This is a genomic window from Pseudoalteromonas sp. RW-H-Ap-1, from assembly GCF_048318575.1.
Classification (GTDB): Bacteria; Pseudomonadota; Gammaproteobacteria; order Enterobacterales; family Alteromonadaceae; genus Pseudoalteromonas.
In genome coordinates, this window is sequence record NZ_CP166996.1 from 840,126 (window position 1) to 860,111 (window position 19,986).

Sequence of the window (19,986 nt, forward strand, 5' to 3'; positions counted from 1 at the left end):
TATAAAAATAATTAGAAAAAAGTTTAGATAATTAAAAATATGGTCGCTCTTAGTTATTAGAAGGTGATTTAGGTTCACTAATTACTTTAGCTATTCATTCAAAGAGGAAATAAAAATGGCTTTATCAATTCAATCAAACATGGCATCAATGTCAATCCAAAACCAATTAGGTCGTAGTAACAACGATTTATCGACCGCGCTTGAGCGTTTAGGTTCTGGTTTTAAAATTAACTCTGCAAAAGATGATGCGGCTGGTCTACAAATCGCATCACGCTTAAACGCACAAGTACGTGGTCAAGAGGCTGGTTTATATAACGGTAACAACGCCATGTCTATGATGCAAACGGCTGAAGGTGCGTTTGATGAAATGACTAACATTGCTTACCGCATGAAAGAACTTGCTACCCAAGGTTCAAGTGATACAAACGGTGCAAAAGAGTGGGCTGCACAAAGTGCAGAATACACAGCACTAGCTACTGAGCTTACAAACATCATGGACAACACATCGTTTGGTGATGGCACTAAACTTTTAGCAGCTGCTGGTAAGTTTGGTGCAGGTGCGGTTAACTTCCAAGTAGGTTCAAGTGCAGCAGAGACTCTTAATGTTGATATTTCTACAGAGCTAGGCAATGTGACAACCGCTATTGGTAATGCTGCTGCATTTACTACTGTTGCTACAGCACAAGCGCAAATTGCATTTGTTGATACTTTAGTTGGCGAAATTGGTACTGCACGTTCAACGCTTGGTGCATCAATGAACCGTCTTGACCACACTATGACTAACGTATCTAACATGAAGCAAAATACTCAAGCTGCTGTAGGTACGTTAATGGACGCTGATTTTGCTGCTGAAACGTCAAACATGACTAAGCAACAGTTGTTAATGAACTCAGGTATCTCGGTACTGAGCACAGCTAACAGCACAACACAAATGATTGGTTCACTACTTCGTTAATAATGATTAATCAATTAAGTATGCATAGCTACACCTAAGGTGTAGCTATTATTGTTTATAGTCATAAGTAAAAATATTTACTTTAGATTTTTTTGCTTATAACTAAAATGCTTGGAGATTAAAATGAGCTCTGCAATAGGAATCAATCCTGGGCAATTAGCCTCACAATATACACAAATTGAGCGTAGCGCTAAAGATCAGCAATTAAGTACTAAAAGTAGCCTTTTTAGCAATCAAATTAAGGCGTTTGATAGCCTGAAAAGTAATTTATCAAGCTTTTTTGATGACTTACAAACCAATCTTAAAGATACCAGTAGCTTGTTTGCTAACACCGCTACGGTGAGCAATTCATCCGCATTAGCAGTAACAGCAAGCGGCACAGCAGCCAGCGGTGAGTACGATATATTTGTCGAGCAATTAGCACAAGCACACCAAGTGGCATTGAGTTTTGATCCGGCTAAAGCTTTAACCACTGATGGTGAGTTAAGTATTGATTTGGCAGGCAGTGCGTTTAGTGTTGACTTTGCAAGCCTTGGCGCCGATGCATCATTAACTGATGTTGCTAATGCTATCAACTCACATGTCGATAATAGCGGTGTTAAAGCCTCGGTAGTCCGCTCTGGCACAGAAACCTTTTTAACTTTAACCAGTGCTGAGTCGGGTGCTGCTAATCAGGTGGGTGTGAGTTTTACTGAAGGTACGGATGCCAATGGCAGCGATATCACCAATGCTATAACAAACAAACAAGATTTAACCTTAGCGCAAGATGCGATTGTTAAGCTAGGGGCTAACTCGGCACTTACCATCACTTCAAGCAGTAATAAACTCGATACGGTTATTGATGGGGTAACGATTGATTTAACGCAGGCGCAGTCGCCGGGCGATCAGCCAATTCATATATCAATTAACCAAGATCAAGAAAGCTCTAAAGAAAACATTCAAAGTTTTGTAGATAAATTTAATTCGCTCACCAATGGTATTACCAGTAATCAGTACTTAAAAAGAGACAATATGGCTGCCGGCCTTGCTCGCTCTTTACGCAACGATTTTCAGGGTACGTTTGAAGGTAAAACCTTATTCTCTGTAGGTATTGAGTTTGATCGTAGCGGCAACTTAAAAATAGATAATAAAAAACTTGAAGAAGCCATGGCTACTAACCCTGAGCAGTTAACTAGCATGCTGACAGGTGAAAACGGTTTATTATCTAAGCTAGAAACTCGCGTTGAGCCTTTCACTAAAAGTTATGGTTTGATGACGGATAAAAAGCAGTCATTGCAAGCGAGCTTAAATATAGTCAATAGGCAACAAAAAGATCACGAAGTGTCAATGGAGCAAGTGTATCAACGTTACTTGTCGCAATTTACACAAATGCAACAGACTATTGCGCAATTAGAATCTACAATGGGTCAATTTGGGAGCTAAACATAGATGTTAGATTTAAATGATGGCTTTTCAGCCTATAAAAGTACATCAGTAGATGCAAAAGCGGCCAGTGCCGATATCCATAAATTAGTTTTGATGTTATTTGATGGTTTTTTAGATGAGCTTGAAAAAGTCACTGGCCACATAAAACAAAAAAGATACGATAAAAAAGCAGAAAGTATTGAAAAGCTGATGCGTATTTTAGGCGGGCTTGAAGCCTCATTGGATCTTGAAAAGGGCGGTGAGGTAGCGCAAAACATGCAAAACCTTTATCAGCATTGTGGGCAAGCATTATTACAAGCCAGTATGAAGAATGACTTGAGCTATATTGACTCCACCCGTGTAGTGATGACCAACTTGCAAGAAGGGTGGCAAGGCTTAGGCACACAGTAAACTTTTAAAAGCCAGCTACCCATAGCTGGCTTTTTTATTTTAAATTCAGCTGCTTTTTAAACTTCCTCTATTACCTAAGTGACCATCCTACTGCTAATTCATGACAGATTACTTCCTTCCTAGGGGGAAGTTCCGCTTCCGCTTTTTGCTGCCTTTATTTAATTTAACGTTAAAAAACAAAAGCTTAATGTTGGCTTGTTTTTTGCTAAATGAAATGTGAACTTATAATGAATTTAGTATTGCCAATGGAACACTCTCAAAAATACGCAGCGCAAAAAATGGAACAATTACTTAGTGCTATGGAAAATGCTATCCATGAGAGTAATTGGTATCAAGTTAAAGCAGCCGATAAGCAGTTACTTGCACTTTACACACAGTTACAAAGCATGCCTTGGTTTAGTTCAATGGTAGCTGAACAAAATAACTTAAAAGCACGTTATGTTGACTTAATTGACCTTGTGAGCCAAAAGCAAGCGGCCATTAAAGTACAAATGCAGCGCCATCAAGAGGATAAAGAGGGCTTAATGGCTTATAAAAAAGTACAACAAGGACAGTCGTTATGAGTATTCAAACAAGTACAATGGTGTCAAAGGCTGACTTTGGCAGTGCCACTAATAAACCAACCATATTAAAAAGCAGTACCCCTGCAGATGCGCAAGAACAACAGAGCGAGCTTGAGCCATTTTCGCTTTCTTCAAAGCAGCAGCAAGCAAAACAGCAAGATTTGCATGTTGAGCAACCTCGCGAGAGCTCAGAACAGCTAGCGCAAGAAGAGAACACTGAAAAAATGGATGAAATAATAAATCCATACTTTTTTAGCACCGCTAATTATAACCTCGATAACAATAAAAAAAACGCGCCTGTTATGACTGTACTTAACCAAAATAATAACCTTGTAGTTGATAGCGATACTGTAGTAGTGGAAACACTACCAGTACAGCTTGTAATTGATGAGCAGTTAAAGAGTAAGACTTTAGAGACTCAGCACGAAGTCAGCATTGTAGCTCAAGAGCCCGCTAAAACTGCGCTCGCACAAAATACGACTGTGCATAGTGATGCTTTAACTGTGCCTGCTGCAGCTATAAACGTAGCGCCAGCAGATACACTCGTTAATAAAGAATTAAACACACTCGATTTAGCCAAAACACCACAAACATTGTATTCACAAGCGCTTTTGAACCGATTAAATCAACCATCAGTAATGTCGAAAACTTATGGACAAGCGCAGTCAAGTAGCTTAACCAGTGAGCAAATATCCACACAACCGAGTATTGGGCTCAGTAAACTCGAGCTTGCTGCGCTGTCACAAAATCCGCAATCGAAAATATTTAATGCTGAAAGCCGTGAAGGTAGCAGTCAAAAATCAGCATTAGTGAGTGCTTTCTCATCTGCCGCCACCGCACCAGAAACCTTTGAGTGGCAAAAAGAGAAATTAAAAGAGGCACCCAGTGAATGGGGGCAGCGCTTATTACATGTACTTGGCGATAAGGTAAAATTGCAAATAGGGCAGCAGCTACAGCGGGCGCAAATTAGATTAGACCCTCCTAACCTCGGTAGTATTGAAATATCTATCAATATCGAAGGGGATAAAACTTCAGTCAGTTTAATTACGAGTAATACGCAGGTAAGAGATGCCATCGCGCAAACTTTAGAGCAGTTACGCCAGTCTTTGTCGCAAAATTCAAATACCACAGTTGATGTTAATTTGAGTGATAAACAGCAGCAATCTCATCACCAAAATGACAATGACGACATTGCAAGTAATCACACTGAGATGCCTGTACAGGATGATGACAGCAACACTCGCGCATCTAAGCTGCAATCAGACTCGTTAGATTTATTAGTATAACTACCTTGGATTAAGAGAGATAAAAGTGAAAAAAATAATAATAGCCCTAACCGTATTAGCACTTATTGCGGCTGCATTTTTTGCGGGACAGTTTTTTAATCGCAGTGAGTCATCACAAGTAGGCCCGCAAGCCGATATAACAAAGGTTGAATATCATCAAATGGAACGCTTCATTATAAGCGTATCAGAGGACTCAATTGCGCGTTATTTAGTGCTCGACTTAGTACTTGTTACTTCGCCGTCTATTTTTAATACAGGCACAGAGGCGATGGAGCCGCTAGTGAGAAATGTACTCGTAAAACAGTTTGCTAATATGAGTCACAGCCAAGTAAAAGAAGCTTTTAAAGATATTGATGCAGTTCAAAAAGATTTACTCGAGCAGTTTAATGTGGTTTTAGCAAATGCGGTTTCGGTTCGATTAGATAACGTACTCGTTACGAACGTCTTCATTCAATAGGTCATCGCTATGATGCTGCAAGAAGAGTGGGGTGAGTTAATCACAGAACCACCAGTCACCTTTACACCACAAAAAGAGACGCAACTATTATCGCAGTATGCTTACTTGGTTAATCGGGCGGCTGCACACATGCGCACTCAAGTGGGCATTATTGTCGATAATGATGATATTTACCAAATAGGCATTATTGCGCTGCTTTCGTCTATTCGTCGCTATGGTCGGGATTTAGATGAGAAATTTGCTGCATTTGCGTTTAAGCGTATTCGCGGTGCTATGTTAGATGAATTTAGGCGTGTCGATTGGCGCCCACGCCAGTTGCGGCAGCAGTCTCATCAGCTACGTGATATGAGCCGTTCATTGCAAAAAAAGCTTGGTCGTGATGCAACAGACACCGAAATGTGTGAGGCGTTAGGGATTAGCCATAAAGAGCTTATTCAGCTGCATTACAGTGAGCAAGCTGAGGCATTTGATAGCCTTGAAGCGCTATTGGAGGCTAATCCTAACTTAGCGCTTACCTGTGCACATGCACACGAAAAAGAAGAGACAGCAGCCACCCTCAAAATGGCGATGAGCAAACTAAATACCCGAGAAAAGCTGCTCTTGCAATTATATTACATGCACGAAATGAATATGAAAGAGATTGCATTAACGCTCGATTTAACCGAGGCACGTGTTTGCCAACTTCATAAACAAGCACTTGAAGCGCTGACACAAACGCTTCAAAAAATCTAATACCTAAGGAATAAAGAATGCAAAGAGTTATAGGTTTAATAGTAGTACTTGCAACAGTATTAGGTGGTTTTGCGTTTGCGGGCGGCAACATCGCCACTATGTGGCAGCCATACGAGTTTTTAATTATTTTTGGCGCAGGCTTTGGGGCGCTAATTGTGGGTAATTCGAAATATGTACTGACAGAAATGTTATCGCAATTAAAGTATCAGTTTATTAGTGGTAAAGGAACCGATACGTCTGAGCTTTACCATGACTTGTTACTGGTTATTTACTCTTTATTAGATCTAGCCAGAGTGAAAGGTATAAAGGGGTTGGATGAGCATGTTGAAAACCCAGAAACTAGCTCTATCTTTCTTGCCTACCCTAAAGTGTATGAGTTCCCTCAGCTAGTAACTTTTATTTGCGATAACTTACGTTTGTTTAGTATGGGAAAAATTAACTCGCATGATTTTGATGCCATGTTAGAGCAAGAGATTTACACCATTGAAGAGCAGCGCCTTAAGCCTTCTCATTCATTGGCTAATATTGCTGAAGCTATGCCTGGTTTTGGTATTTTAGCAGCGGTTGGCGGCATTATTATTACTATGCAGCACCTTGATGGACCTTTGAGTGAAATTGGCTACCATGTAGCCGCGGCGTTGGTGGGTACTTTTATTGGTATTTTTGCTTGTTACTGTTTAATTGCTCCGCTTGCCTCAGCGATGGAGCAGTATGTAAAAAAACAAGTGGCGATGTTTGAGTGTGTGCGTGCCATGTTAGTGGCGCATGCTAAAGGGCATGTGCCTATTGTGGCGACTGACTCAGGCAGAAAATTAATTAATGAAGAAATTAAACCGACCTTTACCACCATGGAAGAGTGGATCACTAACAAGGCGGCTTAATGATGGAAAACAAAAATCAAGAAATCGTTATCAAACGCTCACGTCGAAGAGCAACCGAAAAGCCTCATGGTGGTGCTTGGAAGGTTGCCTTTGCCGATTTTACTTTGGCGATGATGGCGTTTTTTATGGTGATGTGGATTATGGCGATCACCAATGAATCAGAGCGTGAAGAAATAGCACACTACATGCGAACTCACTCAATTTTTGATGGTGGCCCCGCTATTTTTGACCCTCAAAATAGCCCATTCCCCGTTGATTTAGGGGGTTCTCCTTCAGTAATTAAACACCTAGAGTCGGGAATTACGCCTCCAGACTCTCCAAAACCTGGAATGAGTGAAGTATTACAAGTGCCCGATGGCACCGTTGAGCCTAAAGCTGGGCAAGGCGAGAAGTTAAACTCAGCGATTGATAGCCAATTTGAAGCCTCATCTGAGCTGAGCTTATTACTGGAAAGTATTGATGAACTCAGTAAAGAAGAGTTACTAAAAAATAACTTACTAGTTGAAGAAGTGCCCCTGGGGCTAAGAGTGATCATTAGAGACGACAAGCATCATCAAATGTTTGAACGCTCAAAGTCGCAAATGACCCCATTTTTTGAAGATCTGTTTCTATACCTTGGCGGCTTAGTTAAAGACATTAACAACAAAATTATTATTTCTGGACACAGCGATGCCAGCTTATTTGTTGATGGCAGCTCTCGTAATTGGGACATTTCTGGCGATAGAGCGCAGCAAGCAAGAAAAGTAATGACTATGGGCGGAATGCCATCAAGTCAGGTGCTTCAAGTAAATGCGTTTTCATCAAATAGACCAATTAACAAAGAAAATAAAAAAGCCAGCGAAAACAGACGTGTTGAATTGCTGATCTTAACTAAAGATGCGCAAGATAAATTTAACCAATTATTCGATGATAGCAACATCAACAATCCGATAAAAAAAGCGGCTGGTGCGGCAACGGCTAACAAACCCGTGCTACGTCTTGAAGAGAATTATGAGTAACCAACCAGACACTAAACGAAGTTACAAAAGATGGAACTTAAACCTCAAAGATAATTACGAGCCTGAGTCAGTTCAGCTTGGCGGAGTAGGCGTGCAGTTATTACGCCGTTGTTTTATTGATATTTCACTATGCCATGGTGTGGCAAAAGATATTAGCGTGGGCGGTGTGGGTTTATTAGTGCCTGCTGAAAAGACGATCCCCAATAAAGTTATTGTGGTGTTTGATAAAACTAATCGATTGGCAGGCAAGGTGATGTATCGCCGTGCTGTGAGTGAAAAATTAATGTTTTTAGGGGTTGAGTGGATAAGCAAAAATGAGCGCTTACGCAGCGATATTGTTAATCGTTTACAGTTACAAGCCCAATTGAAAAAAGCCAAAAAGACGAGCATAAGCTGAATATAAATGAATCAGGAAAAACAGTGGTATGAGTAAAACGTTAAACGCTAAAACAAAGCTAATTAAAGCGAAAAATTCTGAGCATATTACTCCATTTGCACTCACGCTTGAGCAAAGAGCATATGAACAAGCACAACAAAAAGCAGCGCACATAAACGTTAATATTCGTAAAACTTTGGAGTTAGAGCTAGCCCAATTGTTTAACGACAGCCGTTTTGATGTCGATATTTCGCCTTGTTCGCATTCGGTTATTAACAGTTGGTTTAAAGAATCCCCAAGGATATTTCTTGCCTGTCCTTTATTTGCGCCTACTCAAGGTGAGGCCTATTTAGCGCTTGATTATCAAAGTGCATATAAAACAGCGGATTTATGCTTAGGTGGGCAATTTAATAATGTTAACAGCACAGAGCAAGTCTCTGACGAGGTGAATAACGAATTAAGCTTAACAGAAAGCCGTATTTGTGGTCGTTTACTACAGCGCCAAGTGCAGGGCATTCAAGGCTTATTATTTAGAGAACGCTCAGCGTTATTAGGTGAGATACAAAAATCTCATACCTTACCTGAAGCATTACAATACTTAGCCTTTAAAGTGCGGTTTATATTAGAAAACCAAGTAATAAGTTGGTTTTTATGGCTGCCAATTAGCTTTTTTTGCGCAGCTGATAGCGAGCAAGATTCTGCAAATAGTAACACACTCAATACTGATATGTGGGTACAGTTTGCGGTGCAAGGTCAGATTGAAATGGCAAAGAAAAAAGTCACTTTAAAGCAATTAAAAGCTTGTGTGGCCGGCGGTGTATTACCCATTGAACTTAACGAAGCAGCGCTATTTAACCTAGGCCATAAACAAATATTTAAAGGCCAAGTCGTTGAGCAAGAGACTGGCTTAGCATTTCAAATTACACAATTATCAAATAATACAACGAGTAACTAAATTATGAACGAGAACCTTGATAGCGCCTTAGCGGGCTTAGAGCTTGATGCTTTTGATGGATTTGATGACAAATCTGCTGATAAAACTAATGAAGGGAATATGTCATTTTTTCAAGATGTTCCTTTACTCGTCACTCTTGAAGTAGCAAGTACTGAAATTACCTTAGGCGAGCTTAGTCAAGCCAAAGAAGGCGATGTGCTTAAGCTAGACAAAGTAGCTGGTGAAGCGCTTGATGTAAAAGTGAATGGGGTATTTTTTGCTAAAGCAGAAGTGGTAATGGTTGAAGGGCAGTATGGTTTGAAATTTGCTCAAACAGATACCGCAAAGGATCAGTAAACAAATGAATAAACGCGTAATTTTTAAAGTTAGCCTACTGTTAATCATGTTGTTTTTACCAAGCTGGCTAAATGCAGAAGAACTTACGCTGTTTTCTCTAAAAGATACGGCCGACGGACAAGACTACAGCGTTAAACTGCAAATACTCTTATTAATGACGGTATTGAGTTTATTGCCTGCGCTACTGATGGTTTTAACGTCGTTTACCAGAATCATCATTGTATTGGCGATTTTGCGCCAAGCTATGGGGTTACAACAAAGCCCGCCGAATAAAATTTTAATTGGCATCTCACTGATGCTCACTATGTTGATTATGCGACCAGTTTGGCAAGACATTTATCAAAACGCGTATACGCCTTTTCAGCAGCAAACCATAGGATTAGAGGAAGCTTTACTCACCGCAGAAAAGCCTTTGCGTGCTTTTATGCTCAGACAAACTCGCGAAAGTGAATTACGCCAAGTGTTATTAATTGCCAATGAGCCAACCACACTCACCGCGCAAGAGATTCCGTTTGAAGTGTTAATGCCTGCGTTTGTATTAAGTGAGCTCACAACGGCCTTTCAAATTGGCTTTATGTTGTTTATTCCTTTTTTAATCATTGATTTAGTAGTCAGTAGTGTGCTGATGTCTATGGGTATGATGATGCTATCACCGCTGATCATTAGCTTACCGTTTAAGCTCATGGTGTTTGTACTTGCCGATGGCTGGTCAATGATAGCGGGCACGCTGGCAGCAACATTTGGAATGTCACCATGACCCCAGAAATGTCGGTAGAGCTTATTTCAAGCGCGGTTTACACCATCATAAAACTGATTTTAGTCTTAATTGTGCCTGGTTTAATACTTGGTATTGTGGTGGCTATTATTCAAGGTGCGACCTCTATTCAAGAGCAAACACTAACGTTCTTACCACGTATGTTATTAACCTTATTAATGGTGGTATTTGCGGGACATTGGATGCTACAAATTATGATTGATTGGTTTGATAAGCTCAAATTTATGTTACCTGGGGTATTTGGTTGAGCTCATTACTCGCTTTAACGTCTACTGATTTAGTCAGCTGGATGGGCACGCTTTGGTGGCCATTTGTGCGTTTTTCTGCACTTTTATGGTCTATGCCGGTATTCGATAATCCGGCGGTAACGCCGCGCTCTCGTATTTTAGTGTCTATGATGTTGGCTTTTTTAGTTGCTCCGCAGTTACCACTTGCACCTGCTATTGACTTGTTTTCTTTAGATGCCGCTATCTTAACCTTTGAGCAAATTATTTTTGGGGTAATGATGGGGTTATCGCTGCGTATTTTGTTTGAAGTAATGGCGATGATAGGGCTGATCTTATCCATGCAGATGGGCTTATCAATGGCGCTTGTTATGGACCCCGGTAGTGGTAATCAAGTGGCATTATTGGGACAGTTATTTTGGATTATGTGTGCATTATTGTTTTTTGCCGCAGATGGTCACTTAATAACTTTGCAGGTTATGGTAGAGAGCTTTCATAGCTTTCCGATTGGTCGCAGTATTTATGAGTTTGATATTCAGGCGATTATTATGTTGTTTGCGTGGATGTTTTCCTCTGCATTATTGCTGTCGCTACCAGGGATAGTCGCCATGTTATTGGTTAACTTAACTTTTGGTGTAGCAAGTAGGGCGGCGCCGTCATTAAATATTTTTGTATTGGGTTTTCCTATGTCGCTATTGATGGGGTTTTTCTGCGTATTTATGACTCTAGAGTACACAGGAAGTGCGTTTTCAAGGCTAACGTATCATGTGCTAACAACCTTTGCACAAGCGATGAGGTAGCGGTATGTCTGAAAATAGCTCGCAAGAAAAAACAGAACAACCCACAGAGAAACGATTAAAAAAAGCCAAAGAAGACGGCCAAGTCGCGCGCTCAAAAGAGCTCAATACCGCTATTTTATTAATGGTTAGTATTGCTGGGTTATTGTGGTTTGCCAATTTATTTTACAGCTTATTTGTAAACTTAATGAACAGTACTATGGTGCTGGATCACTCTATTATAAATAATAAAAAAATGATGCCCATCGCATTGGGTGATGCCATTATGAATATGCTATCGACTCTCACGCCGTTTTTATTATTAAGCTTTTGCACAATGTGGATCACTGGGTGTTTACCTGGTGGGTTTGTGTTTTCAAAAAAACTCGTGGCGCTAAAAATGAGTAAGCTAAACCCATTAACCGGGTTAGGCAAAATGTTTGGTAAGCAGTCGTTAGTCGAGCTGCTTAAATCAATACTAAAAATAACCTTACTGGCGATTTGCTTATACACCTTTTTAACTAAGCTGTGGATGCAGCTGATGGTATTACAAAACTTAGATATCAAAGTGGCGATAGGCCAAGGCATTGAGTTGTTATTTTTATCGTTAATGATCACCGTAACTTTACTACTTTTTATTGCGGTTATTGATGTGCCTTTTCAGCAAAAACAGATTGCTGATAAAATAAAAATGACCCACCAAGAAGTAAAAGAAGAGCGTAAATCTTCAGACGGTAGCCCTGAGATAAAAAATAAAATTCGGCAAATACAATATCAGCAATCGAATAGAAAAATTGAAGAGCGTGTTCCCACTGCCGATGTGATAGTGACCAACCCTACTCATTATGCTGTGGCAATAAAGTACAGTGAAGAAGCGGCTAAAGCCCCTTATGTTGTCGCTAAAGGCGTAGATGAAATGGCGCTGAGAATACGCGAAGTGGCCCGTATGAATAACAAAGAAATAATAGAAATCCCCGCATTAGCACGGGCTATTTATTTTTCGACCCGGGTCGACCAAGAAGTGCCCAACGGCTTATACAGTGCGGTTGCCTATGTACTGACCTATGTATTGCAACTAAAAGCATACAAGCAAGGGCGAGGACAAGCACCCGCCGCATTGCCTGAATTAACAATCCCTAAAAACTTACAGAAACCTTAGATGTTGGAGTTATAATTTGAACTGGCGCAGTTTTACTCAACCTTATACCGCTATTCCTATTTTGCTGTTAGCTGTTTTGTCGATGGTTATTTTGCCATTACCAGGATGGCTATTAGATGCATTATTCACTTTTAACATTGTATTGTCGGTGATTGTATTGTTAGTGGCGGTATCTACTAAAAAGCCGCTCGATTTTTCTGTATTTCCGACTATTTTGTTAGTCGCCACCTTGATGCGTTTAACCCTAAATATTGCTTCAACACGTGTGGTATTACTGCATGGCCATGAAGGCTCAGATGTGGCAGGTCGCGTTATTCAGGCCTTTGGTGAAGTGGTTATAGGCGGTAACTACGTCGTTGGTATTGTGGTGTTTGTTATTTTAATGGTGATTAACTTTGTGGTTATTACCAAAGGCGGTGAGCGTATTTCTGAGGTGGCTGCACGCTTTACTCTAGATGCCATGCCCGGTAAACAAATGGCAATTGACGCCGATTTAAATGCCGGATTAATTGGCCCTGAGCAAGCAAAAGAGCGACGCAGTACTATAGCCCAAGAGGCCGATTTTTATGGCTCTATGGATGGCGCCTCTAAGTTTGTGCGCGGTGATGCCATTGCCGGTTTAATTATATTAGTGATCAACCTGTTGGGCGGTGTATCAATAGGTGCTTTCCAACATGGTTTAAGTTTAGCCGAAGCGTTCCAACGTTTTGCGCTGTTAACTATAGGTGATGGCTTAGTTGCGCAAATTCCTTCGTTGTTACTCGCGGTTGCTGCGGCAATTATTGTTACGCGTATGAACGATGAAGGCGATGTAAGTGAAGCAGTAGGTAAGCAGTTACTTGCCTCTCCGCGTGTTATTTTTACTGCTGCATTAATTATGGTTACGCTTGGTATTGTGCCAGGTATGCCCACTGTCGCCTTTTTAGGGTTTGCCGCGCCATTATTTTATGTTGCTTGGCGATTACAACGCTCTCTCCCCGATAACTCTTTAATTGAAGCCGAACAAATGACCGACACCATTTTAAGTGAGCAACAGGCTAACTTAGAGTGGGGAGATATTTCTCATGTTGATAAGTTGTCGGTTGAGCTTGGCTTTCGTTTGGTTTATTTGGCCGATAAAGACAAAGGGGAAGAGCTGGTAAAAACCTTAAGAGGTGTGCGTAAAAATCTTTCTGAGCAACTTGGATTTTTATTACCGGAGATCAGAATAAAAGATAACCTAAAATTAAATCCACAAGAATACAAAGTAAACTTAGCCGGTGTGCCTGTTGCAAGTGCTAATGTAAACGCCAAAGAGTTACTCGCGTTAAATACCGGTGATGTATACGGCAGCTTAGATGGTGAATTAACCACTGATCCTGCTTATGGGCTTGAGGCCGTTTGGATAAAAGATGACAGCAAAACCCAAGCATTAAATATGGGTTACTCTGTGGTTGATTTAGGCACCATTATTGCTACTCATACCGGCAAAGTGATCAAAGAACATTTAGATGAGTTATTTAGTTATGAAGACGTACAAAAGCTTAATGAACGGCTAAAAGAAATCTCACCTAGCTTAGCCGAAACCTTCGAAAAAGCATTACCGACTAATTTACAGCTAAAAGTGATTCGTTTACTACTAAAAGAACACATAAGTATTAAAGACATAGTCACTATTGCCGGCACATTAATAGACAGCGTAGAGGTAACTAAAGATCCGATTTTGCTGGTTTCAGACGTACGCTGTGCACTGCAAAAAGTATTGGTAAAACAGGTGATGGGCAATCGTGATGAACTCAGTGCCTACAGCCTAGATGAAAAGCTAGAAAGCACTTTACAAAGCTCACTTGATCAAGCCATGCAGGCGGGCAAAGTAGTACTAGATAGTTTTGCGGTAGATCCTAATTTACTGGGGCAATTTCAACGCACCATGCCGATGATAGTCGAAGACATGAAATCAAGAGGTGTAACACCAACATTAATTGTGGTTCCACAGCTAAGACCGCTGCTGGCACGTTATGCTAAAACTTTTACAAAAGGCAGCTTAGTTGTTCTTTCTTATAATGAAATTCCAGATACTATCCGCGTAGATATACTCGGTTCATTAGGATAAATAGTTGTAAATGTAGTGTAAAATTAATTGACTATGAATTTTATAGAGTAATGTTTGCATTTAGTGATATTTAACTATAGTCTACTGTTTTTATTGTACATAATTACTAGTTTTTATATTGGTTTAAAATAATGCATAAGTAAATTAAACGGCAAACTATGCGAAAGCATAGGACGCAAAGCTCCCAGTCTAAGGCAATCGCTACGATCGTGGGGTTACATTAACTTAGTGATATTCATTAATACTGTGTTTGTATTTGTTGTATTTCGCTATTGATTTAAAAAACTTAATTGTTCTATTTAACTTTATACGGAATATACATGAATAGATTAACTCAGCTTATTAAATTTGCATTGCCCTGTGCTGTGTTTATGTTGCCGCAGGGGCACGCATCAGAGCAAAATCTGGTTCAAAGCTACGAAAACTCCACCTGGTCAGTCAGTAGCAACCCGTTTGCTTGCTCTCTCAAGCAGCGCTTTGATAATTATGCGCTACTTGAAGTGAAATCAGTACCAGCACAACAGCAACAACTTGTATTTACTTGGCTTTTACAAGATAAACCGATAAAAAGTTTGCATGTTCTTTCCCGTAAAGCCGATTGGCAGCCAGCAAATACAGTTCTCACGCCATTAAACTTTATGTCTAAAGATATTAAAGACAATGAAATACAATTTTCTGCAGATATGACCCCATTACTTCGCGTCATTAAGCAGGGCGGTTGGTTAGACAGCATTATAAACTTTGGTGATGAACAACTTCGCCTTACCTTTACTAATACCCATAGCGATAAAATAGTTGCAGATTATCAGCAGTGTTTAGCTAGTTTATCTCCGCTTTCTTGGGAGCAAGCACGCGACCATCAATTACAGTTTGCTAGTGGGCAGCGCACAGTAACAACGGCTAAAGATCTCAAATTTTTAAAAGATTTAGTGCGTTACATTTCTTTAGATAGTCGCGTAAGTAAAGTGCTGGTTGATGGCCACACGGATAATACGGGCTCGCCGCTATCAAATCGACTGCTTTCAAAAGAAAGAGCAGATGACGTTGCTGCCAGACTCATTGAATTTGGTTTACCCAAAGACATGTTAGAAGTAAGAGCGCATGGTCAACGTTATCCAATTATAAAAAATTCAGAGCAGGGCGCATCGTCTAATCGCCGTGTTTTAGTTCGTCTTTTCCGACACTCAAGTTAATTGCACCGCAAAGGAATAATATGAGTCAAAGATACCTTTTATGGATCAGTGAACAACAGCCAACGTCTGAAATTCAGCAGGTTGTATTTGCCGAAAACTTTAAGTTTCTGCATACAAACTCCATCAGCGATGCGGTGAGCCACTGCCTTATCAGTAAGCCAGAGCTTGTGTTTGTTGATGCAGATACTCAACAGCTCGAACTGGTTGAATTAGTAAAATTACTGCGTAAGACATGCCCCACTTCGCAAATTGTAACGTTAGTCGATTCTTCACAAAGTGAAATTGCATCAAAAACAATTAATGCCGGTGGCGCAGTTGATTACTTATTAAAACCTTTCTTTGCAGAACAGCTTAAAAAAACAATCAGAAACACTGATTCAATGAAGCATGGGTTTGAAGATTTAATCGCTGTTTCAACTAAGTCACAGCAAATACTTCGTTTGGCTCATCGCGCAGCTCAAACCGCCGCAGGGGTGTTGATCACTGGCGAATCGGGAACAGGTAAAGAGAAGTTAGCGCACTTTATTCATAAAGCTTCAGAGCGTAGAGATAAGCCATTTATTGCGGTTAACTGTGCCGCTATTCCTGAGAATATGCTTGAAGCCATGTTATTTGGTTTTAATAAAGGCGCGTTCACCGGCGCGGTGAATGCTCAGCCAGGTAAATTTGAGCTGGCCAATGGCGGCACTATTTTACTGGATGAAATTACTGAGCTGCCATTGGATTTACAAGCTAAATTACTGCGCGTATTACAAGAGCGAGAAGTTGAAAGACTCGGCAGTCATCAAAAAATAAATTTAGACATACGCATTATTGCCGCCTCTAACCGCGTATTGCGTGAACAAGTTGAGCAAGGCACATTTCGTGAAGATTTATTTTATCGACTAGATGTATTACCGCTTAGCTGGCCAGCACTTCGGGATCGTGTTGATGACATCATCCCATTGGCTCATCATTTTATAAAAAAATACGGCAACTCTGAATTTCATATTAGCAAGCAAGCCGAAGATGTGATGCTTTGTTACAACTGGCCGGGCAATGTACGAGAAATTGAAAACGTAATCCAACGAGCTTTAGTGATGGCCAGAGGCGTTGAAATTCAGGTTGAAGATTTAAATTTACCTGATTGCTCACCAACAGCGGCGGCTTTTTGTGCCACCCAGTTAAAAGAGAATAAAAAGCAGGCGGAGTTTGATTATATATACAGTTTATTGAGTCGATTTAAAGGGCATCGCACCCAAACTGCACAGGCGCTTGGCGTAACTACCCGAGCATTAAGATATAAAATTGCCGCTATGCGTGAATGCGGTATTGATATTGATGCAATTGCATAATTTGAAGGAAAAAAAGAATGTCGCCAATTGAAAGTCAACAAATGATGCTGGGCAAAATGATGGACATGCAAAAAATTGCAGGTCCAGAGAGCATAGAGCCGGCTGCTATCAGTAATCAAAATGTAAATATTAGTGAAGATTTTAAGCATGTTATTCGCTCTATCAACGCCCAACAAAATATCGCCGGTGAGATGGTTAAAGCCGTTGATACTGGTGAAAGTGAAGATGTGGTAGGCGCAATGATCGCTAGTCAAAAAGCGGGGCTTAGTTTTTCTATGCTGATGGAAATGCGCAATAAAGTGCTCAATGGCATTGATGATGTCATGCGCATGTCACTGTAGAGGCTGATATGAAAGGAGAATTAGCAAAAGTACCTGAGCAAAATGAGAGTAACCTAAAAGAAAGAGTGGTTAATCTCTCAAACAAATTAAACTTTGGCAACTCAGGTGACAGAAGTGTTGCAACCATTGCATTGTTAGCCACCTTAGTGGCGGCGACCATAGTCCTTATTTTATGGACCTCGGCTAAAAACTACGTACCGCTTTACGGTAATCAAGAAAGCTATGATAAAGCCAATATTTTAGAAATTTTAGATAAAGAACAAATTACCTTCCGCATTGATACCGACAGCGGTAATATTTTAGTGCCACAAGAAAAACTGGCTGATGCGCGAATTACACTTGCTGCTAGAGGCATTAAAGCCTCTATGCCTGAGGGAATTGAGAATATTAGCGACAAAGTGTCTATGGGCACCAGTCAATTTATCGAATCTATGCAATACCAGCATGCCTTAGAAGGTGAGCTGGCACGCACCATTATTAATATGCAAGGTATTCGCAATGCGCGCGTGCATCTAGCAGTTCCCAAGCGCAGCTTATTTGTAGGGCGTACTGAACAAAAAACTGCGGCTTCGGTAATGGTGGATTTAGCCCCAGGGCATGAGCTAAAACCAGAGCAAGTGGAAGCTATTATTGCACTGATTATTGGCAGTGTACCAGGGCTTGATTCTCGTTCTGTGTCGGTGGTGGATCAGCGCGGTAAATTACTCAGTGGCGATTTATTCGATACTACGCCAGTGGGTAAAGAAACCGATAAAAAACTCGCCTTTATTGAAAAAGTTGAACGCAATATAGAGCAACGCGCCTCTATAATGTTGTTGCCAATTTTGGGTGAAGGTAATTTTAGAATTCAGGTTTCTAGTGATGTTGATTTTAGCGTGGTAGAAGAAACCCGTGAAATGGTTGACCCACAAAATGTATTAACACAAGAGTTTATTAAATCTGATAGCACCCTAGATCAGCTGGCGGCTGGTATTCCGGGCTCTTTAGCTAACGAGCCTCCTGTGCCTAATGAACAAGCTGAAGATGAAAACAACGAGCGTACTTCACAACGAAGTGAGAGTAAGCGACAGTTTGAAAATGGTCGCTCAGTGACTCACACCCAATTTGAAGTAGGCCGTATTAAAAACATGAGCTTATCAGTACTTATTAATGAGCAAGTAGCTGGAACAGCTGATGGCTGGAGCGAAGCAAAGCTCGCTTCATTAGGTGAAATGGTAAAAAAAGCCACGGGGTTTAACGACGCACGCGGCGATCAATTTAACATCACTAGCTTTGCCTTTGTAGAGCAAAAGATTTTAGCACCGGGTGAAGGCCTTGAGTGGTGGCAAATGCCCGAACTTAAAGAGTATGCCCGTTATATTGTTGGTACTTTAATTAGTTTATTACTGATTTTATTTGGTGTGCGTCCTTTAGTTAATCACTTGATAAAAGGTAAAAGTAACGAAGCAAACAACGCCATGGCAACCGCTGATAATGAAGTTAAATCAGCCTCTGCAACAGAAAGACAAAGCAGTCCGCTTGATGACGCCATTAATGCTAAATCGCAAATAGAAAACTTAACCGCCAAAGAAGGCGCAGGCGAACATCAAAATATGTCGTTACCGCAAATAGGCAATGACTTTGAAGAACAAATAGCGCACATGCAGTTACTTGCTAATAAAGAAACCGAGCGTGTCACGTCGGTAATAAAATATTGGGTAGAACAAGGAGTTGAAATTGAATCAAGAAAAGCTTGATAAAGGCTCACAATTACCGGCGTTAGATCGCGCCGCTATTTTATTGCTAAGTATGGGCGAGGAAAATGCCGCCAGTGTTATTCGTAAATTAGGTCGCCGTGAAGTACAGGCTATTTCTGAGCGCATGGCTAAAATTTCAAACGTTACTCAACAGGATGTTGCAGGCACCTTGAGTGAATTTTTTGATTGCTACCGCAATGAAAGTGGTGTCAATGGCGCGTCGCGTGTGTATTTAGAGCGAGCACTTGATAAAGCCGTCGGCCGTAAGCTTGCCAAAACTATGCTTGATGATATTTATGGTGGTGCAATGAATGACGATTTACGTCGTTTAGAGTGGATCCCGCCAGAGCTTATAGTACGTTTTTTAGATCAGGAACATGTGCAAATGCAGGCGCTGTTTTTGGCCTTTTTACCCCCAGAGCAAGCCTCAGCCATTATTGTACTGTTTCCAGAATCGAAGCATGATGATTTACTGTATCGTATTGCCAGCCTTCGTGAAGTGAGCGAACACGTTATTGATGATGTGCGTTTAACGCTTGAATCGTGTATTGAATTTGTTGGCCGCCAAGTAGGTGCACAAGTAAATGGTGTCGATAAAGCGGTAGAAATTATGAATCGTTACAACGGTAATAAGAGCCAAATTATCGAACTAATGAAAAAACAGAACACTAACGTAGCTGATGAAATACAAGAGAAAATGTACGACTTTGATGGCTTAATTAAGCAAACAGACGAGACACTAACCTTGTTGCTTAATGACATTCCAGATGAGTTATGGACGATGTCGTTAAAGGGTGTAAACAGTGAGTTTTTAGCGCGTGTTTTAGGTGCATTACCTAAACGTTTAGCGCAGGTGTACCAACAACAAATTGATGGTTTAAGCGCGCAACCACTGAGCAAAGTGATTGCCGCCAGAAAAGAAATTATGTCGATAGTAAGAGACATGAGCAAACAAGGTGATATTGAATATCGCTTATTTGAAGAAGAGACCGCAGGCTAACT

22 protein-coding genes and 1 riboswitch are annotated in these 19,986 nt (G+C 40.7%); all 22 genes read left to right on the forward strand.

Annotated features, from left to right (window positions below; translation table 11 throughout):
- The first annotated feature begins 115 nt into the window (after positions 1 to 115).
- The 22 genes from AB8618_RS03920 to AB8618_RS04025 all read left to right on the forward strand — a co-directional run bounded on the left by AB8618_RS03920 (position 116) and on the right by AB8618_RS04025 (position 19,984).
- Complete coding sequence (locus AB8618_RS03920; RefSeq protein WP_409424904.1) at positions 116 to 955, forward strand: flagellin; 840 nt, start codon at positions 116 to 118, stop codon at positions 953 to 955.
- Between the two features lie 123 nt (positions 956 to 1,078).
- Positions 1,079 to 2,377, forward strand: a complete 1,299-nt coding sequence (fliD, locus tag AB8618_RS03925) for a flagellar filament capping protein FliD (RefSeq protein WP_409424905.1) — start codon at positions 1,079 to 1,081, stop codon at positions 2,375 to 2,377.
- A gap of 6 nt (positions 2,378 to 2,383) precedes the next feature.
- Positions 2,384 to 2,770, forward strand: coding sequence for a flagellar export chaperone FliS (fliS, locus tag AB8618_RS03930; RefSeq protein WP_409424906.1), 387 nt, complete (start codon positions 2,384 to 2,386; stop codon positions 2,768 to 2,770).
- Positions 2,771 to 2,997: 227 nt separating this feature from the next.
- Positions 2,998 to 3,333, forward strand: coding sequence for a hypothetical protein (locus AB8618_RS03935; protein ID WP_409424907.1), 336 nt, complete (start codon positions 2,998 to 3,000; stop codon positions 3,331 to 3,333).
- Positions 3,330 to 4,619, forward strand: coding sequence for a flagellar hook-length control protein FliK (locus AB8618_RS03940; protein WP_409424908.1), 1,290 nt, complete (start codon positions 3,330 to 3,332; stop codon positions 4,617 to 4,619). Before AB8618_RS03935 ends, AB8618_RS03940 begins: the two co-directional genes overlap by 4 nt.
- A 25-nt stretch (positions 4,620 to 4,644) precedes the next feature.
- The gene (locus tag AB8618_RS03945) at positions 4,645 to 5,076 is read left to right on the forward strand and encodes a flagellar basal body-associated FliL family protein (RefSeq protein ID WP_409424909.1); all 432 of its coding nucleotides are present in this window, start codon (positions 4,645 to 4,647) and stop codon (positions 5,074 to 5,076) included.
- Positions 5,077 to 5,085: 9 nt separating this feature from the next.
- Positions 5,086 to 5,808 (forward strand): FliA/WhiG family RNA polymerase sigma factor, encoded by a 723-nt coding sequence (locus tag AB8618_RS03950; protein WP_409424910.1) that lies wholly within the window; start codon positions 5,086 to 5,088, stop codon positions 5,806 to 5,808.
- A 17-nt stretch (positions 5,809 to 5,825) separates the two neighbouring features.
- Positions 5,826 to 6,689 (forward strand): flagellar motor stator protein MotA, encoded by an 864-nt coding sequence (gene motA, locus AB8618_RS03955; RefSeq protein ID WP_138620872.1) that lies wholly within the window; start codon positions 5,826 to 5,828, stop codon positions 6,687 to 6,689.
- Positions 6,689 to 7,687, forward strand: a complete 999-nt coding sequence (locus AB8618_RS03960; protein WP_081374122.1) for a flagellar motor protein MotB — start codon at positions 6,689 to 6,691, stop codon at positions 7,685 to 7,687. The genes motA and AB8618_RS03960 overlap by 1 nt, the downstream gene beginning before the upstream one ends.
- Entirely contained in the window at positions 7,680 to 8,084 is a 405-nt protein-coding gene (locus AB8618_RS03965; protein ID WP_409424911.1) for a PilZ domain-containing protein, read from the forward strand. Before AB8618_RS03960 ends, AB8618_RS03965 begins: the two co-directional genes overlap by 8 nt.
- A 28-nt stretch (positions 8,085 to 8,112) precedes the next feature.
- Positions 8,113 to 9,018, forward strand: a complete 906-nt coding sequence (locus AB8618_RS03970) for a FliM/FliN family flagellar motor switch protein (RefSeq protein WP_409424912.1) — start codon at positions 8,113 to 8,115, stop codon at positions 9,016 to 9,018.
- Positions 9,019 to 9,021: 3 nt separating this feature from the next.
- Positions 9,022 to 9,354 (forward strand): FliM/FliN family flagellar motor switch protein, encoded by a 333-nt coding sequence (locus tag AB8618_RS03975; RefSeq protein ID WP_055011667.1) that lies wholly within the window; start codon positions 9,022 to 9,024, stop codon positions 9,352 to 9,354.
- Between the two features lie 4 nt (positions 9,355 to 9,358).
- Positions 9,359 to 10,111, forward strand: a complete 753-nt coding sequence (gene fliP, locus AB8618_RS03980; RefSeq protein ID WP_075170636.1) for a flagellar type III secretion system pore protein FliP — start codon at positions 9,359 to 9,361, stop codon at positions 10,109 to 10,111.
- On the forward strand, positions 10,108 to 10,377 hold the full coding sequence (locus tag AB8618_RS03985) for a flagellar biosynthetic protein FliQ (protein ID WP_138607580.1): 270 nt from the start codon (positions 10,108 to 10,110) through the stop codon (positions 10,375 to 10,377). The genes fliP and AB8618_RS03985 overlap by 4 nt, the downstream gene beginning before the upstream one ends.
- On the forward strand, positions 10,374 to 11,153 hold the full coding sequence (gene fliR / locus AB8618_RS03990; RefSeq protein WP_054202068.1) for a flagellar biosynthetic protein FliR: 780 nt from the start codon (positions 10,374 to 10,376) through the stop codon (positions 11,151 to 11,153). Before AB8618_RS03985 ends, fliR begins: the two co-directional genes overlap by 4 nt.
- A gap of 4 nt (positions 11,154 to 11,157) precedes the next feature.
- Complete coding sequence (gene flhB / locus AB8618_RS03995; protein ID WP_409424913.1) at positions 11,158 to 12,288, forward strand: flagellar biosynthesis protein FlhB; 1,131 nt, start codon at positions 11,158 to 11,160, stop codon at positions 12,286 to 12,288.
- 16 nt (positions 12,289 to 12,304) lie between these two features.
- Positions 12,305 to 14,380, forward strand: coding sequence for a flagellar biosynthesis protein FlhA (gene flhA, locus AB8618_RS04000; protein WP_010391191.1), 2,076 nt, complete (start codon positions 12,305 to 12,307; stop codon positions 14,378 to 14,380).
- 140 nt (positions 14,381 to 14,520) lie between these two features.
- Positions 14,521 to 14,603, forward strand: a riboswitch (cyclic di-GMP riboswitch).
- 97 nt (positions 14,604 to 14,700) lie between these two features.
- Positions 14,701 to 15,573, forward strand: a complete 873-nt coding sequence (locus AB8618_RS04005) for an OmpA family protein (RefSeq protein WP_138607588.1) — start codon at positions 14,701 to 14,703, stop codon at positions 15,571 to 15,573.
- Between the two features lie 20 nt (positions 15,574 to 15,593).
- Entirely contained in the window at positions 15,594 to 16,907 is a 1,314-nt protein-coding gene (locus AB8618_RS04010; protein WP_409424914.1) for a sigma 54-interacting transcriptional regulator, read from the forward strand.
- Positions 16,908 to 16,924: 17 nt separating this feature from the next.
- Positions 16,925 to 17,248, forward strand: coding sequence for a flagellar hook-basal body complex protein FliE (locus tag AB8618_RS04015; RefSeq protein WP_010391195.1), 324 nt, complete (start codon positions 16,925 to 16,927; stop codon positions 17,246 to 17,248).
- A gap of 8 nt (positions 17,249 to 17,256) precedes the next feature.
- Positions 17,257 to 18,984, forward strand: coding sequence for a flagellar basal-body MS-ring/collar protein FliF (fliF, locus tag AB8618_RS04020; protein ID WP_409424915.1), 1,728 nt, complete (start codon positions 17,257 to 17,259; stop codon positions 18,982 to 18,984).
- On the forward strand, positions 18,965 to 19,984 hold the full coding sequence (locus AB8618_RS04025) for a FliG C-terminal domain-containing protein (protein ID WP_409424916.1): 1,020 nt from the start codon (positions 18,965 to 18,967) through the stop codon (positions 19,982 to 19,984). The genes fliF and AB8618_RS04025 overlap by 20 nt, the downstream gene beginning before the upstream one ends.
- Positions 19,985 to 19,986 lie beyond the last annotated feature (2 nt).